The organism is Glaciimonas sp. GG7 (genome assembly GCF_052976905.1).
This window is the reverse complement of record NZ_JBRIIQ010000019.1, coordinates 20,300-35,795: the sequence shown is the minus strand read 5'-3', so window position 1 is coordinate 35,795 and position 15,496 is coordinate 20,300. Positions and strand designations below refer to the sequence as shown.

General features: G+C 49.7%; 15 protein-coding genes. 5 read left to right on the top strand and 10 right to left on the bottom strand.

What is annotated here, in order from left to right:
• From ACVBEF_RS07035 to mltB, 3 genes are read left to right on the top strand one after another with little or no spacing between them, the layout of a single operon-like run.
• Entirely contained in the window at positions 1 to 1,005 is a 1,005-nt protein-coding gene (locus ACVBEF_RS07035) for a DUF58 domain-containing protein (protein WP_447123225.1), read from the top strand.
• Complete coding sequence (locus tag ACVBEF_RS07030) at positions 1,002 to 3,089, top strand: transglutaminase TgpA family protein (protein WP_447123224.1); 2,088 nt, start codon at positions 1,002 to 1,004, stop codon at positions 3,087 to 3,089. The genes ACVBEF_RS07035 and ACVBEF_RS07030 overlap by 4 nt, the downstream gene beginning before the upstream one ends.
• Positions 3,080 to 4,297 carry a lytic murein transglycosylase B gene (gene mltB / locus ACVBEF_RS07025; protein WP_447123223.1) on the top strand — a complete coding sequence of 406 codons (1,218 nt, stop codon included), beginning with the start codon at positions 3,080 to 3,082 and terminating at the stop codon, positions 4,295 to 4,297. Before ACVBEF_RS07030 ends, mltB begins: the two co-directional genes overlap by 10 nt.
• Positions 4,298 to 4,322: 25 nt before the next feature.
• Here the strand turns inward: mltB and ACVBEF_RS07020 are convergent, their stop codons facing one another.
• Positions 4,323 to 4,859, bottom strand: coding sequence for a YaeQ family protein (locus ACVBEF_RS07020; RefSeq protein ID WP_447123222.1), 537 nt, complete (start codon positions 4,857 to 4,859; stop codon positions 4,323 to 4,325).
• A gap of 157 nt (positions 4,860 to 5,016) precedes the next feature.
• On the opposite strand from ACVBEF_RS07020, the gene ACVBEF_RS07015 reads away from it, so the two are divergent.
• Positions 5,017 to 5,601 (top strand): DUF1415 domain-containing protein, encoded by a 585-nt coding sequence (locus tag ACVBEF_RS07015; RefSeq protein ID WP_447123221.1) that lies wholly within the window; start codon positions 5,017 to 5,019, stop codon positions 5,599 to 5,601.
• A 379-nt stretch (positions 5,602 to 5,980) separates the two neighbouring features.
• Positions 5,981 to 6,313, top strand: a complete 333-nt coding sequence (locus ACVBEF_RS07010) for a hypothetical protein (RefSeq protein WP_447123220.1) — start codon at positions 5,981 to 5,983, stop codon at positions 6,311 to 6,313.
• A gap of 96 nt (positions 6,314 to 6,409) precedes the next feature.
• On the opposite strand, the gene cysM is transcribed toward ACVBEF_RS07010, so the two are convergent.
• The 9 genes from cysM to cmk form a co-directional block, all read right to left on the bottom strand.
• Entirely contained in the window at positions 6,410 to 7,309 is a 900-nt protein-coding gene (gene cysM / locus ACVBEF_RS07005) for a cysteine synthase CysM (RefSeq protein ID WP_447123219.1), read from the bottom strand.
• Positions 7,310 to 7,507: 198 nt separating this feature from the next.
• Positions 7,508 to 7,837 (bottom strand): ComEA family DNA-binding protein, encoded by a 330-nt coding sequence (locus ACVBEF_RS07000; protein ID WP_447123218.1) that lies wholly within the window; start codon positions 7,835 to 7,837, stop codon positions 7,508 to 7,510.
• 232 nt (positions 7,838 to 8,069) lie between these two features.
• Positions 8,070 to 9,026 carry a D-glycero-beta-D-manno-heptose-7-phosphate kinase gene (gene rfaE1, locus ACVBEF_RS06995; RefSeq protein WP_447123217.1) on the bottom strand — a complete coding sequence of 319 codons (957 nt, stop codon included), beginning with the start codon at positions 9,024 to 9,026 and terminating at the stop codon, positions 8,070 to 8,072.
• Positions 9,027 to 9,038: 12 nt separating this feature from the next.
• Positions 9,039 to 10,421, bottom strand: coding sequence for a UDP-glucose dehydrogenase family protein (locus ACVBEF_RS06990; protein ID WP_447123216.1), 1,383 nt, complete (start codon positions 10,419 to 10,421; stop codon positions 9,039 to 9,041).
• A 164-nt stretch (positions 10,422 to 10,585) separates the two neighbouring features.
• Entirely contained in the window at positions 10,586 to 11,761 is a 1,176-nt protein-coding gene (gene lapB / locus ACVBEF_RS06985) for a lipopolysaccharide assembly protein LapB (protein ID WP_447123215.1), read from the bottom strand.
• Positions 11,762 to 11,955: 194 nt separating this feature from the next.
• A complete protein-coding gene (locus tag ACVBEF_RS06980) occupies positions 11,956 to 12,270 on the bottom strand; it encodes a LapA family protein (RefSeq protein ID WP_447123214.1) in 315 nt (104 codons plus the stop codon).
• Between the two features lie 264 nt (positions 12,271 to 12,534).
• On the bottom strand, positions 12,535 to 12,840 hold the full coding sequence (locus tag ACVBEF_RS06975) for an integration host factor subunit beta (RefSeq protein ID WP_447123213.1): 306 nt from the start codon (positions 12,838 to 12,840) through the stop codon (positions 12,535 to 12,537).
• Between the two features lie 23 nt (positions 12,841 to 12,863).
• Complete coding sequence (gene rpsA, locus ACVBEF_RS06970) at positions 12,864 to 14,573, bottom strand: 30S ribosomal protein S1 (protein WP_447123212.1); 1,710 nt, start codon at positions 14,571 to 14,573, stop codon at positions 12,864 to 12,866.
• Between the two features lie 176 nt (positions 14,574 to 14,749).
• Positions 14,750 to 15,418 carry a (d)CMP kinase gene (gene cmk / locus ACVBEF_RS06965; protein WP_447123211.1) on the bottom strand — a complete coding sequence of 223 codons (669 nt, stop codon included), beginning with the start codon at positions 15,416 to 15,418 and terminating at the stop codon, positions 14,750 to 14,752.
• Positions 15,419 to 15,496: the final 78 nt, after the last annotated feature.

Below are 15,496 nucleotides of genomic sequence, written 5' to 3'. Positions count from 1 at the left end.
ATGAAATTCAAAAATACATTCAGGCTGCCATTGCGCCTGGAGTTTCCGTTCCGACCGCGCAAAGGAGAGCCGGAAATCGGGGAAGTTTTTATTGGCCAGCGCCGCGTCTACATCATGCCGACCGGTGCCGGTTGTGCGTTTGTGGTGATGCTGGTGATGCTGTTTATCGGCGCGATCAATTACAACCTCAGTCTGGGCTTTGCGCTCACGTTTGTACTGGCTGCCTGCGCGCTGATCGACATGCATCTGACTTTTCGTAATCTGGCATTTTTATATTTATCCTCCGGCCATAACGCTGCCGTATTTGCCGGTCAGGAGGCGTCGTTCGCGGTGCGCGTAATGAATCGTCGCAAACATCAGCGCTATGCCATCTGGCTCGATTTCATCGGCGTGGATTTGGCTGACAGGGCGCAAGCGGTGGACCTGGCGGCTATGGATGTTTGCAATGCGGTGCTCAGTACGGCCACGCAAGAACGTGGCTGGCTGAGCGCTCCACGGGTGCGTTTGCACACCCGTTTCCCGCTGGGATTTTTGCGCGCATGGTGTTATTGGCAGCCCGATGGCGTGGTGTTGGTGTACCCGCAACCGGAGTCCATGGCAGCGAGCCCACCCTTGCCCATGAGCGGTCTGGCAAACAGTTCCGGTCATGCCGATGCGGGTCACGAAGATTTTGCTGGCGTGCGCGCGTATCGGACCGGAGACGCGCTCAAGCATCTGGCGTGGCGACAAATGGCTAAGCGTAATAGCGATGGCGATACCACGCTGATGACGAAACATTTTGACGGCGGCGTCGCCAGCGATTTGGTGATTGACTATGCAACATTGCCGCATGCAATGGATGTGGAGGCAAAATTATCCCGCATGACACGCTGGATCATGACCGCCGAAATGTTGGGCTTGCCGTATGCGTTTCAGATCGGTGGTATCGACTATCCGACGGCAATCGGCCCCGCGCATCAGCAAGCATGTTTAGAGGCGCTGGCCTTGTATGAGGGCGGCGTATGACCTCCCGCGCTTGGTTACCGAGGCTACCGGTGTTACCGCGCGATAAAAGCGATACCTTACTACTGCTGATTGCCTGCGTGATGGTCTTGCTGCCGCATGTTGCGCACTTGCCGGTCTGGACTTCGATAACTTGTGGATTGCTATTAGCATGGCGCGGCGTGATTACGTGGCGCGGGGATCGGCTGCCTCCGCTGGGGATATTGCTATCGTTGGCGCTGCTGACGTTCTTTGGGGTGTATGCCACGGCTCACACTTTATTGGGACGGGAAGCGGGCGTGACTATGTTGGCGTTATTGCTGACATTGAAATTATTGGAAATGCATGCGCGTCGCGATGTGTTTGTGGTGCTGTTTCTGAGCTTCTTTTTAGTCCTCACGACGTTCTTTTATTCGCAAACGATTCCGACGGCGCTCTTCATTATCGCCACCGTGATTGCGCTGCTGACTGCGCAACTGTCGTTTCAGTTCACCGGTGCTATCCCGCCATTACGGAGACGCTTGCGTATGGGGGCGCTGATTCTGGCGCTTGCTGCACCACTGACGTTGGTGCTGTTTTTGTTGTTTCCACGGATTCAGGGGCCGCTGTGGGGGGTGCCGGACCAGACCCTGGGCGCACAAACCGGGATGTCTGACAGCATGGCACCGGGGACGATTTCACAGCTTGCGCAATCCGATGATATTGCGTTTCGGATCAAGTTTATTGATCCGGTGCCAGCGTCCTTGCAACGCTACTGGCGCGGCGCGGTGCTGACCAATTTCGATGGCCGCACATGGACGCGCAAACCAGCGTCCATGCAGTCCACCCTGGCTAGTAATACGCACTTGGCTAGCCTGAAATCAGGCACGCTGATTCGCCAGCAAATCACGATGGAAGCGAGCGGACAACGCTGGTTGTTTGCGTTAGAAACACCGCAACTAGCGCCCACATTAACCACTAATCCGCCCAGCCAAAGTCATATTAATAGTGACCGTGAGCTGCTCTCAGATCGGCCTGTCGGGGAGCGTATCCGTTATGACGTGATTTCTGTGATCGATACCCATGGGCTATATGCGCAAGCCAGCGAAACTGTACCGGTCTTGCAGCAGGCGCTCACCTTACCGGCCGGGTCTAATCCCCGTGCAGCGGCATTGGCAATGACATTGCGCTCACAAGCGTCGTCCGATGCCGAGGTCGTGGATAAGGTATTGCATTTTTTTCGCACTGAAAATTTTAGCTATACGTTGGAGCCGCCGTTGCTAGATGTACTGAGCAGGAATAGCGTGGATGAATTTTTATTTTCCACGCAGGCTGGCTTTTGCGAACACTATGCAGGCGCGTTTGTGGTGTTGATGCGCTCGGCGCATATTCCGGCCAGAGTGGTGACCGGCTATCTGGGCGGCGAGATGAATCCTGTGGATCATTTTATGACGGTACGACAATCGGATGCGCACGCGTGGGCTGAAGTGTGGCTGTCGCAGTACGGTTGGGTGCGCGTGGACCCTACCGCTGCGGTGGCACCTGAACGTATCAACAAATCGTTAAGCCGCATCTTGCCGCGGCCGGCGTTGGGGGGCTTGATTAATCTGCCTGCGTCGCCCGATGGCTGGCTGGGCACGTTGCAAATCGTGCGGGTCAATTGGGATGCGATCAATAACAGCTGGAATCAATGGGTGCTCAATTACACGCCAGAGCGGCAGAAAAGTTTGCTGGAATCTCTCGGGATTGGACAACTGGATTGGCGCATGTTGACAGCGCTCATGATCGCATTGGGATCGCTCGGACTGGCACTTGTTTCCCTGCCATTGCTGGTTGTACGCAACAAAATCGCGCCCCTCGATAAGGTATACTCCGCCTTCTGCAAACGCATGGCGAGACTGCATATGACCAGGCAGATACATGAAGGCGCGAGCGCTTATCGGCAACGATTGTGCGCGACCGATTCGACACTTACGCCAGAGGCTAAAAGTGCGATTGCAGATTTTTTACAGACTTATGAAACGTTACGCTACGGCCCGATTAATGGCGCTGACCATAAAACGGTGTCGCTGGCTGCATTAAAAAGCCAATTCAACAAACTCAAACCTTTGTTATCCCCATGTCGATAAAACTTAATCCTCGCACCACACTGCCGACTCTTTCATTGCCACGCACGCGGCTGTGCGCAGCATTGGCGATTGCCATGTTGAGCGCTGCTTGCGCCGTTACTCCGGCAGTTGCGCCGTCTGCGCCGCCTCCTAAGGCCAGCGCAGTAACGGCGGTAGCCCCGGTGAATGCAGTTGTGCCGCCACCACGCTTGGTGGATTCAGGTATTGCCCCCGCTAGCGGCGACGAGAGTGAGTTCGCTAATTTTGGGCAATGGAAAACCGTTTCTGCTTTCATCGATCAGATGGTGGAAAAGAACGGCTTCACCCGCGCCGAACTGGAAGCGGTATTCAACAAGACCCGCTACGTCGATAAGACGATCCAGTTAATGAAGCCCGCGCCGCCGGGCAAACCGAAGAACTGGGTCGCCTATCGTGCGCGTTTCATCGATCCGGTCCGCATCAAGGCAGGAGTTCAATTCTGGAATACCTATGCTGATGCACTGGCCCGTGCCGAGGCCACCTATGGCGTGCCAGCTGAAATCATTGTTGGCATCATCGGGGTTGAAACGGTCTATGGCCGCAATACCGGCAATTTCCGCGTGATGGATGTGATTACCACGCTGGCCTTCGATTATCCGAATACGCCAACTCGAGAAGCGCGCATGACGTTCTTCCGTGGCGAGCTGGAAAACACATTACTATTTGCCCGCGAGTCGCATATCGATCCATTTTCGCTGCGTGGCTCTTATGCTGGAGCGATAGGCTGGCCGCAATTTATGCCCGGCAGTATTCGTCAATACGCCGTAGATTTTGACGGCGATGGCAAAGTCGACTTGCGCAACTCGCCGATCGACGCCATTGGCAGTGTCGCGCACTATTTAAAAGTACACGGTTGGAAAGCTGGCGAACCTATCGTTTTTCCGGCAACCGTGGCCACCGACACCAGCAGCGAAAATCGCTGGCAAGCATTTATCGGTCAAGGTTTGGAGGCGAAATTTTCGCTTAATGAGTTAGTTGCCGCTGGCGTGGTACCGACAGCAGGCCTTGGTTCGGCTGACGGTAACAAGATGTTTGGTCTGGTCGATTTGCAAAATGGCACAGCGCCGACTGAGCATTGGCTAGGCACCGATAACTTCTTCGCCATTACCAAATATAACCGCAGCTTTTTTTATGCAATGTCGGTGGTTGATTTGGGACGCGAAGTGCGTGCAGCACGCGAGAAGAACTAAGATTACTGACCTCGGCCCTCCGGGATTACTCCTGGAGGGTGGTCAAATCGACCTGAACGGTTTCATCATTGGCGGTCATCCAGATTTGACCATCCTGTATCGTGCATTGCAATTGCATATTGCGCTGCGCTTGCTTGCTTAAGGCCAGACTGGTGATGGAGGGAAGATTGATCACTGTCAGGTTGCGGGCACGGGCGATTTTGTTACTGACTTGTGCCCACCAGATATGGCTGGTGCTGCTGTAGCAATACACCACGACTTGCGCGGCGCGACCGCATGCTTTGAGTATGCGTTTTTCGTCCGGCTGCCCGACCTCTACCCATAGATTGATTGCACCGGTCAGATCCTTCTCCCACAAGTCAGGCTCATCAACGTCCCACAATCCCTTGCTAAACACTAGTGCTTCGGATGCATGACGGGCAAAGGCCAACACCCGCACCATCATGCGCTCATCCGTTTCTGAGGGATGCCGGGCGATAGTGAGTGCATGCTCTTGATAATATTGACGGTCCATATCTGCAATTTGCAGATCGACTTTAAAAATAGTTGCTTTTAGGGCCATGATGCTGAGCTTTATTAGGTGTGAATGGTTTAATCCGAACGCACGAGGGGTGCGCACGCGACCGGAAGAATAACCCGCTTTTGTTTTTATGCGGACAACATATGTAGCAGGCCCGACCTCCAGCGCCTACAATTTCTACACTTTCCTAACGAATGCAATGCACACAATGCCTAACTCTTCCGAACAAGTCATCATCGACACCAAACGCTGGCTGGAAAGCGCCGTGATCGGGCTCAACTTATGCCCTTTCGCCAAGGCGGTGTATATCAAAAACCAGATTCGCTTTGTTGTCAGCAATGCCCGAACCAGGGTAGACCTGGTCGCAGAACTGCGCTCAGAACTGGATTTATTACAGGATGCTGATCCGGCTTTAATTGATACTACTTTGCTAATACACCCTTGGGTCTTGCGGGACTTTCTGGATTACAACGACTTCCTCGATGACGCTGACGCTCTGCTCGAAGAGTTCGATCTGGAGGGCGATATTCAGATAGCAAGTTTTCATCCCGACTATCAATTTGCTGGCACCGATATTGATGACATCACCAACTACACCAATCGCTCGCCCTATCCGACGTTGCATTTATTGCGTGAAGACAGCATGGACCGGGCCGTAGAAGCTTTTCCGGAGGCCGAGGATATCTTTGAAAAAAATATCCAAACTTTAAAAAATTTAGGGAATGATGGTTGGAAAAAACTTGCTTTATTAGCCACAATCACAGAGGATAATCAAGCGCAATGAAGCCATCTGAGCGCCAGTTGTAAATTGCAATCAACAAGAATAAAGTGACTACTAACTGTCTGAAAACTACTGGCGGAGTAGGCAATAAAATTTAAATTGAGCTTTTGCAACTTTTTACTAGAATTAATCATCCAAGTGACAGAAGTTGTTAGAGTCGAAAGTTAAGTTGATAAAAATATAATGTTGTTGTTTTTTTAATACTTTCCATATAGAATTGTTTCAAAATGTTTCTTTATGATAAAAAAACACGCTTTATCGGTATAAAATGACATCACTTGCAACTTCGCCAATAAGCCGAAGGTTACTACAGCGCAAATGTTACAAAAATGCCGCGCAGACCTTCCCTATTCAACATCAGAATGAATGGAATTTCACGAATATGAATACCTCAATTGAAACACCAAAGGGCAACAAACTGGACGAACAAGTGTCCTACGACCCAAATCACCTGCTTGATTCACTCATCGATAAGCTGCATTTAAAAAATGACGCAGCATTATCACGCGCCTTAGAAGTAGCGCCGCCAGTGATTAGCAAAATTAGACATCATCGCTTGCCGGTTGGCGCTTCATTACTCATCCGTATGCATGAAGTGAGCAAACTCACTATCGGTGAACTGCGTGAATTAATGGGCGATCGTCGTGAGAAGTTTCGTATCAGCGATAAACAATTTAAGCCGAAAGACAAAATCGAGGCAGAACTACAGAAGTAAACATCGTATGTCGATGATCTCCCTGCTGCCGTTATCTGGTTTTATTTAATCCGCTTGCAAAAGCTGCAGGCGGATTAAACAGATTGTTATCAACGGTTATGCAGGGAAAACACCCGTAGATAAGTAACGATCGCCGCGATCGCAGACGATAAAAACTATCGTTGCATTCTCTACCTGCTGAGAAATTCGAAGCGCTATCTCGCAAGCACCTGCAGCAGATATCCCGCAAAAAATCCCCTCCTCACTTGCCAGTCTGCGCGCCATATGCTCGGACGCCGCCTGACTGACTGACTCAATCTGATCAACTCGCGAACCATCATAAATTTTCGGCATATACGCTTCTGGCCATTTTCTAATGCCAGGAATTTGTGAGCCTTCCTCAGGCTGTGCACCGATGATGTGTATTGCCTGATTTTTTTCTTTGAGAAATCGCGACACGCCCATGATAGTGCCGGTGGTTCCCATCGCACTGACGAAGTGCGTAACGCGTCCGTCTGTGTCGCGCCAGATTTCAGGCCCTGTTGTTTCGTAATGCGACAACGAATTATCCGGATTGGCAAATTGGTCAAGAATCAAACCCTCGCCATCTTTTTCCATTTTTTGCGCGAGATCGCGTGCGTACTCCATCCCGCCCGTCTTTGGCGTGAGAATAATTTTGGCGCCGTAAGCGGCCATACTTTGACGTCGTTCTTCACTTAGATTTTCTGGCATCAGCAACACCATCTTATAACCGCGCATGGCGGCAACCATTGCTAACGCGATACCGGTATTGCCGCTGGTTGCTTCAATCAAGGTATCGCCAGGCTTGATATCCCCGCGTGCTTCAGCACGTTTAATCATCGACAGTGCCGGCCTGTCCTTGACTGAACCGGCAGGGTTATTGCCTTCTAATTTACCCAGAATAATATTGTTTCGTAGCCCAGCTTCTGCCGAAATCCGTTTTAGCTGTACTAACGGGGTATTTCCAATCGTGTCTTCAATAGTCAAATATGGCATGGTTTACGCTTACATAGGAGGTAAATAAGTCATTCTAATATGAGACTTTATTATGCGTATGCGGGATAGTCGATCTTGGAAAAAATACGCGTGAAGCAGTCTTAAAACATGGCTGGCATATTGCTTTATGTTTATCTGAACATCAAAAAGCCCCTTTTTGCGAAGGAGCTTTTATAGAGAGCAGGCAAACTATCTTTTTTATTTTTTAACGGAGACTTCTTTTTTAGGCTGCGCTTTAGGATTGATTGCTACGACTGATTTAGCCTGTCCGTTCACCTGTAAACCCGCCGTTGATAACTTCAAAGCATTTTTTTCACCGATGCCCTTAACGCGCTCTTCAAAATCATGCCAATCCTTAAAATTACCGCCTTTAGCCCGTTCATCAAGAATACGTTTTGAAGTAACTGGCCCAATGCCCTTTACACCATCCAAGGCGGCCCTATCGGCCTTGTTGACATCAACTTGTGCAAATACCAGGCCCATAGTTGCAATAAACATTGTCATTATTTGTAGTAACTTTTTAAGCATACTGTCCTTTTATGTTGAGTGTGAGAGTCATCAAAATCCGGATTTCCTCAAAACGCTTTCAGCAAGCCATATGCTCTTGCCCTAATTTATGGACAACACCATGCGAATGACGTTAATTGAATAGCGATGTAGAGAAAATACAAAAAATGACCAAGACGCGAATGCGCCTTGATCATTATAAATAGAGAGATTCAATAAGAATCGCCATAACCCTGACACTATAGGACTTGGCTTATGGAAACAGTTCTTTGTGGGTGACAGTTGCCGTACCCAACTTACCAACGACGATGCCACCAGCTCGATTTGCCATTGCCACCGCTTCAGCAATCGGAAAACCCGCTCCCAGCATGACCGCCATAGTCGCAATGACCGTGTCTCCGGCACCAGAAACATCAAACACCTCACGCGCCATCGCCGGAAAATGCATCACTTCCTGCGCGGTGAACAAGCTCATTCCCTCTTCTGAGCGGGTCACCAACAGCGCCTCCAGAGCGAGTGACTTTCGTAAATTCTGCGCTTTAATCTCTAATTCTTCCTCACTCTTCCAGCTACCAACGATGCGTATCAATTCCGATTTGTTGGGCGTCAGTATCGTGGCCCCTGTATAACGTGAAAAATCATCGCCTTTCGGGTCGACTAAGATACATTTCCCGGCCTGTTTAGCAGTAGCAATCATATCGGCAACATTAACCAGACTGCCTTTGGCATAATCCGACAAAACGATCACGTTATATTGCGGCAACAAGGTGTTGTAGCGGGTCAACTTATCGCGCAACACGATATCCGTTGGCGGCTCTTCAAAATCTATCCGCAATAATTGTTGTTGACGGCCAATGATGCGCAACTTGATGATGGTGGAGATTGCCGGGTCGCGGGTCAAAAAACTGTTGATCCCCAATTCCGTTAGTAAGCTATCTACTGCGTCCCCAGCTTCATCCTCGCCCACCACGCCCAACAAACCGGCACCACCGCCCAGCGTTGCAATATTGCGCGCAACGTTGGCCGCACCGCCCAGACGCTCTTCACGTTTTTCGATACGTACTACCGGGACCGGTGCCTCTGGTGAAATACGATTGACTTCGCCGAACCAGTAACGGTCTAGCATCACATCGCCAACCACCAGAATCTGAACGTTTTCAAACGAAGCGGGATGTTGCCGGGCTACTTTCACTGCATTATCGGCTTTCATTTTTTCTCAACCTCACTTACGCGTCAATACTGAACGGCCAATGCCGTAGTACTCGAAACCGATTTCGCTCATCACCGCAGGATCATATAAATTACGACCATCAAAAATAACCGGCTGCTTCAGATGAGTGCGAACCTGCTCAAAATCCGGACTACGGTAAGTTTTCCATTCGGTCACGATGACGAGTGCATCGGCGTCCTGCAAGGCTGCCATTTGACTCTCACAGAAATGCAGGCGCGCCAATAATTCTGGCGTCGTCGCAAAATCCAAATCCAGCACACGTTTAGCCTCGACCATTGCGACCGGATCATGCACTGCTACCGAGGCACCACGGTCGAGCAATTCGCGTAATAACACCCGCGACGAGGCTTCCCGCATATCGTCAGTATTGGGTTTGAACGCCAAGCCCCATAGCGCAAAATGCTTACCGCTTAAATCGCTACCAAAGCGTTCCACAATTTTATTACCCAGCACATATTTCTGATTATTATTAACCTGCTCGACCGCACGCAGAATCAACAACTCCTGATCATAACCACGCGCAGTACGCTCCAGCGCCTGAACGTCTTTAGGAAAACACGAACCGCCGTAACCGCAACCAGCGTACAAAAAACTATAGCCGATGCGGGGGTCCGAGCCAATACCGTGACGGACCGCTTCGATATCAGCCCCGACCTTATCGGCCAGATTGGCCAATTCATTCATGAATGAAATCCGCGTTGCCAGCATCGCGTTAGCGGCATATTTAGTGAATTCGGCAGAACGCACATCCATCCAATAGGTGCGCTCGTGATTACGATTAAACGGGGCGTACAGTTGCGTCATCAAGGCGCGTGCATGCAGACCTTCGTGTCCATCGTCGCAGCCGATCACGATACGGTCGGGACGCATGAAATCTTCAACGGCGGCGCCTTCTTTGAGAAACTCTGGATTCGATACGACTGAGAACTTTGTCATTTCATCGCACGGTGTGCGGCTCGCTAACTCAGCCCGAACTGCGGCACTAACTCTGTCTGCTGTACCTACCGGAACCGTCGATTTATCGACAATGACCTTAAAATCAGTCATATATTTACCGATATTGCGCGCTGCTGCGAGAACGTACTGCAGATCAGCCGATCCATCCTCATCCGGTGGCGTACCCACTGCAATAAACTGAATTTGGCCGTGTGCAACGCTCGCTGCAATATCGGTCGAAAACCGCAAGCGGCCATTGGCGCGATTGCGGCCAACGATCTCAGCCAAGCCGGGTTCGTGTATCGGAATGCCGCCGCCATTAAGAATGGCTATTTTGTTCTCATCGACATCCAGACAAAAGACATCGTTGCCCAACTCAGCCAGACAAGCGCCTGTGACTAAGCCGACATAGCCAGTACCTATAATTGTTATTTTCATGTTCTTCCGTTTAGTGTTTTGTCACACTGAATCTCTACTTTATAGGACTTACGCAAAATCGCCCCAGCGCCGTTACGCCCGCCTAGTCGTACTGAAATACTGGCTTCAAAGGTCTGCTCTGCTGGAACAATTTTGCGTAAGTCCTACTTTAATGAGTGAACTCATTAATTCATCACATTCAACTCTTCTGTCCGACGCGGCGGATAGGTTTCCCAGCGACTACACCCTGGACATTGCCAATAAAATTGGCGCGCCTTAAAACCGCAATGGCTACATTGGTAGCGCGCTAGTTTTTGGGTATAACCATGCACCAGATTTTTTACCACCGAAAGTTCCGAATGCATTTCTGGCGCAGCAATCATTAACCGGGCTTCCAACAACTTATCGAGCCCAAGTAAGGTCGGTGTACGGCGCAGTTCATCACTCACCAAATGATTGGTCGCATCAACCCCGTCGAGTTCCAATACTGCCTTGAATACGACTTCCAGCAAATCGATAGAGGATGCTTCGGCCAAATATGAGCGCAATAAATTCACGCCCTCATGCGGCCGGCCGACTGCACGATAACCAGCCATCAACCGCTGCGCAACCAACGCGACATGCGGTACGCTTTGCTGCTCAACCCTACGCCATGCAACTAATGCTGCCTCGGCATCATCTTTCGCCAGATACACATCGCCCGATAGCATCGTCGCCCGGACGCTGTTACGGTCGTTCACCAGCGCTTTTTCCAGCAACATCATGGCAGCGTCAGGATGACCATCAACCAATGCATCCTGAGCCAATTCGCAGTAAAACTGGGCAATCTCTTTCTGGCGACCACCAGCACCGGCATCCTGTAATGCCTGGGCCGCCTCAATGGCGCGCTGCCATTCTTTTTCACGCTGATAAATTTCTAGCAATGCACGCCCCGCTTGCGCACCGTATGAAGTGCCGATGAGCAGATTAAAACTTTCTTCTGCGCGATCCAACAATCCCGCCTTCAGATAATCCTGTCCTAATTCAAACTGTGCGTGCAGTCGATGTTCCTGCTCCAGATCGGGCCGCGCCAACAAATTCTGATGAACCCGAATCGCGCGCTCAGTCTCACCACGGCGACGAAACAAATTTCCCAGGGCGAAATGAAGTTCAGCTGTTTCTGGATCAAGTTTTACAATTTCGATGAAAGCATCAATCGCTTTATCGGGCTGTTCGTTGAGTAAAAAATTAAGCCCTTTAAAATAACCACGGGGCAAACTACGCGACTCAGAAATCAATTGATTGATATCCACGCGTGCGGCGATCCAACCCAGACCAAAAAAGATCGGGATACCTAATAACCACCAGGTTTCAAATTCCATACAGACTTGTTATTCGCATAAAGTGTGACAATTGATGGATGGATGCCTGGTGCCAGACTAACGTACGAGAGACCGCTTATTATTCTCTTCGATATTCCGATAGCTAGCGTGTTTGTGACATGTTTGGATTCAGGTGTAGCCAAAAAACTACTACGCCCCCCCACATTATGAGGCGGACGCTGCTACTGCAGGCATCATGTATTTCGGACGCTATCCGGTTGTGGCGGTTCAGTGCTTGCTAGTCGCTGTGCTTCTTGCTCACGTTGTATTGATATCAACGCTTTTTGGGCTTTAGATGCATTACGACGATAACGAAATACCGCAGGCGTCATCGCCAAGACGCCCAGAATAGCGCCTGAAGCAAAAAAACCAAGCAAAACTAAGACTAACGGCCCGCGAATTTGGTGATTAAGGAAAAAATCGAGCGTGACTTCCTGCGTATTCTTTAATGCAAAACCAAAGAACACCAGAAATAGTAAAATCGCAATAGCTCGGGAAATGAGTTTCATAATCGGTTCCTGATTGGAATATAAAGCAGCGCAGTTTGCGCTAGGTCAACTTGCAATTTCTACGGTATCAGACAAACTTATCGGACCACTGCACAACGCTCAAAAAACATCAGAGCAGTCCACATCTCCAAAAACTTACATGAAGCAATATAACTAAGTCCGGATAATCATTTATACGGCCTTATTTATACGACCTTAAAAGATGAAATTGTACGTGAAAAAAAACGGCATCCGAAGATGCCGTTTTTATTTTGTACGCACAACTCAGTCTTCGTTGATCGGTTGCCCTACCATCGCATCGACCCGCTCACGTAACTCCTTACCTGGCTTGAAGTGTGGCACACGCTTTTCCGACACCATCACTTTGTCCCCAGATTTCGGGTTACGACCAATTCTCGGCGGTCTGCGGTTTAGCGCAAAACTGCCGAAACCACGAATCTCTATGCGCTGACCGGTCGATAAAGCATCGGCCATCGCATCAAGTATAGTTTTGACCGCGTAATCCGCATCCTTAGCAACCAACTGCGGATAACGCTCGGCCAAGCGGGCAATCAACTCCGACTTTGTCATTAACGTGCTCGCTTAACTCTTGCTTACTTGTTGTCGAATTTAGCTTTCAACAACGCGCCCAGACTAGTTGTACCGGAAGCAGCGTTAGAGTCCGAAGACATCTTTTGCATTGCTTCTTGTGTCTCAACATTGTCTTTAGCCTTGATCGAAAGCTGAATACCGCGTGCTTTACGATCAACGTTGATGACCATCAATTCCAGAACATCTCCGACTTTCAGGTGAGTACCGGCATCTTCAACGCGATCGCGTGAGATTTCGGAAGCGCGCAGGTAGCCTTCAACTTCTTCAGACAATTGCACTACAGCACCCTTAGGCTCAACCGACTTAACAGTTCCAGTAACTAATGAACCTTTGTCGTTCATTGCTGCGAAGTTATTGAATGGATCGCCTTCAAGTTGCTTAACGCCCAGAGAAACACGCTCGCGCTCAACATCGATAGCCAATACGATGGCTTCCAGTTCATCACCCTTTTTGAAGCGACGGACTGCTTCTTCGCCAGTTTCTGTCCATGACAGATCCGACAGATGGACCAGACCATCGATGTTACCGGCCAGGCCGATAAACACGCCAAAGTCAGTAATCGACTTGATTGCGCCACGGACTTTATCGCCCTTTTTGTGGGTAATCGCAAAATCATCCCAAGGGTTAGCTTTACATTGCTTCATACCCAGGCTGATACGACGACGGTCTTCGTCGATTTCCAGAACCATGACTTCAACTTCATCGCCCAATTGAACGACTTTGTTTGGTGCCACGTTCTTGTTAGTCCAGTCCATTTCTGAGACGTGAACCAGACCTTCGATACCTTGCTCGACTTCAACGAATGCGCCATAGTCAGTCAGATTGGTAACTTTACCGAACAGACGGGTATGTTGTGGATAACGACGTGACAAACCTGTCCAAGGATCGTCGCCCAATTGCTTGACGCCCAGTGAAACACGGTTTTTCTCTTGATCGTACTTCAGGACCTTGGCAGTGATCTCTTGACCGACTGTCAACACTTCCGATGGGTGACGCACACGACGCCATGCCAGATCGGTGATGTGCAACAGACCATCGATACCGCCCAGATCCACAAATGCGCCATAGTCAGTGATGTTCTTGACCACGCCATTAACGATGGTGCCTTCTTTCAGCGTTTCCATCAATTTCTGACGCTCTTCGCCCATCGATGCTTCGATCACAGCGCGACGTGACAACACAACGTTATTACGCTTGCGATCAAGCTTGATGACCTTGAACTCCATCGTCTTGCCTTCGAACGGCGTAGTGTCTTTAACAGGACGCGTATCGACTAGTGAACCTGGCAAGAAAGCACGAATGCCGTTGGTCAGAACAGTCAGACCGCCCTTAACCTTACCATTGACAGTACCAGTGACGATCTCGCCAGACTCCATCGCTTTTTCAAGCGAGAGCCACGATGCCAGACGTTTAGCTTTGTCACGCGACAGGATCGTGTCGCCAAAACCGTTTTCCAGCGATTCAATAGCAACGGAGATGAAATCTCCAACCGCTACTTCAAGTTCGCCGAGGTCATTTTTAAATTCTTCAATTGGAATGAAGGCTTCTGACTTCAGGCCGGCGTTGACGATAACGAAGTTATGGTCAAGACGAACGACTTCAGCAGAAATCACTTCACCAGAACGCATGTCTTGACGTGACAGCGATTCTTCAAACATTGCGGCAAATAGATCAGATTCGCCAGAGGTAGAGGAGAGAACAGTGATGGACATAGGATTGGACTAGTTTGCCAGTATTGCGACGCATTCAAACGTGCTATATAAAGATTCTTAAATAAGCACAACAACCAGAATACGATCAATAAAGGGTTAGGTTTTTAAACGTTCGATCCAGCTTTGCGCCAGACCGAACAGCTAGGGACAACAAAATAAACAACAAATATCGGATATTACTGCTTTGCTACGGCATACCAATTGAGTACTTGTTCAACCGCTTGCTCTGCGGTGAGTTCCGAAGTATCCAGAAGAAATGCCCCTTCGGCAGCTTTCAGTGGAGCAGAACTGCGATGCGTATCGCGATCATCGCGCTCACTCAAATCCTTTGTGAGGTCTTGAATTGTAGCAGAAATCCCTTTGTCAATCAATTGCTTGTAACGCCTTTGCGCCCTGGCGGCAACACTTGCTGTCAGAAATACCTTCAGTACGGCGTGAGGAAAAATCACCGTTCCCATATCACGGCCATCTGCGACTAAGCCCGGTGCACGATGAAAACCCAGTTGCAGCCCGTAAAGCGCCTGTCTGACCGGCATCAATGTCGCAATTTTAGATGCAACATTACCAACATTCTCAGCGCGAATCGCCTCACTAACGTCTTCTTTCGACAGAAATATGTGAGCGCCATCGAATTGGCAATGCAAATGCTCAGCCACTTTAGCAAGCGCATGTTCATCGTCGAGTGCCGTATTGCGCCGCAGTGCAGATAACGCTGTGAGTCGATACAACGCCCCCGAATCAAGGTAGTGAAAACCCAGGCGCTGGGCGACTTTTTGAGCGACGGTGCCCTTACCCGAAGCGGTTGGTCCGTCGATGGCAATGACGGGGGTGTAAATAGTAGACATGAATACTCAATTATTAACAAATTATAAAATCAGCCTGATTTTTCGAGATCAGAGACCGCAGACCGATTGTCTCGCATA

What these genes read in the sequence shown, in the direction of transcription:
- ACVBEF_RS07035 (WP_447123225.1), top strand. Translation starts at nt 1, where the DNA reads ATGAAATTCAAAAATACATTCAGGCTGCCATTGCGCCTGGAGTTTCCG.
- ACVBEF_RS07030 (WP_447123224.1), top strand. Translation starts at nt 1,002, where the DNA reads ATGACCTCCCGCGCTTGGTTACCGAGGCTACCGGTGTTACCGCGCGAT.
- mltB (WP_447123223.1), top strand. Translation starts at nt 3,080, where the DNA reads ATGTCGATAAAACTTAATCCTCGCACCACACTGCCGACTCTTTCATTG.
- ACVBEF_RS07020 (WP_447123222.1), bottom strand. Translation starts at nt 4,859, where the DNA reads ATGGCCCTAAAAGCAACTATTTTTAAAGTCGATCTGCAAATTGCAGAT.
- ACVBEF_RS07015 (WP_447123221.1), top strand. Translation starts at nt 5,017, where the DNA reads ATGCACACAATGCCTAACTCTTCCGAACAAGTCATCATCGACACCAAA.
- ACVBEF_RS07010 (WP_447123220.1), top strand. Translation starts at nt 5,981, where the DNA reads ATGAATACCTCAATTGAAACACCAAAGGGCAACAAACTGGACGAACAA.
- cysM (WP_447123219.1), bottom strand. Translation starts at nt 7,309, where the DNA reads ATGCCATATTTGACTATTGAAGACACGATTGGAAATACCCCGTTAGTA.
- ACVBEF_RS07000 (WP_447123218.1), bottom strand. Translation starts at nt 7,837, where the DNA reads ATGCTTAAAAAGTTACTACAAATAATGACAATGTTTATTGCAACTATG.
- rfaE1 (WP_447123217.1), bottom strand. Translation starts at nt 9,026, where the DNA reads ATGAAAGCCGATAATGCAGTGAAAGTAGCCCGGCAACATCCCGCTTCG.
- ACVBEF_RS06990 (WP_447123216.1), bottom strand. Translation starts at nt 10,421, where the DNA reads ATGAAAATAACAATTATAGGTACTGGCTATGTCGGCTTAGTCACAGGC.
- lapB (WP_447123215.1), bottom strand. Translation starts at nt 11,761, where the DNA reads ATGGAATTTGAAACCTGGTGGTTATTAGGTATCCCGATCTTTTTTGGT.
- ACVBEF_RS06980 (WP_447123214.1), bottom strand. Translation starts at nt 12,270, where the DNA reads ATGAAACTCATTTCCCGAGCTATTGCGATTTTACTATTTCTGGTGTTC.
- ACVBEF_RS06975 (WP_447123213.1), bottom strand. Translation starts at nt 12,840, where the DNA reads ATGACAAAGTCGGAGTTGATTGCCCGCTTGGCCGAGCGTTATCCGCAG.
- rpsA (WP_447123212.1), bottom strand. Translation starts at nt 14,573, where the DNA reads ATGTCCATCACTGTTCTCTCCTCTACCTCTGGCGAATCTGATCTATTT.
- cmk (WP_447123211.1), bottom strand. Translation starts at nt 15,418, where the DNA reads ATGTCTACTATTTACACCCCCGTCATTGCCATCGACGGACCAACCGCT.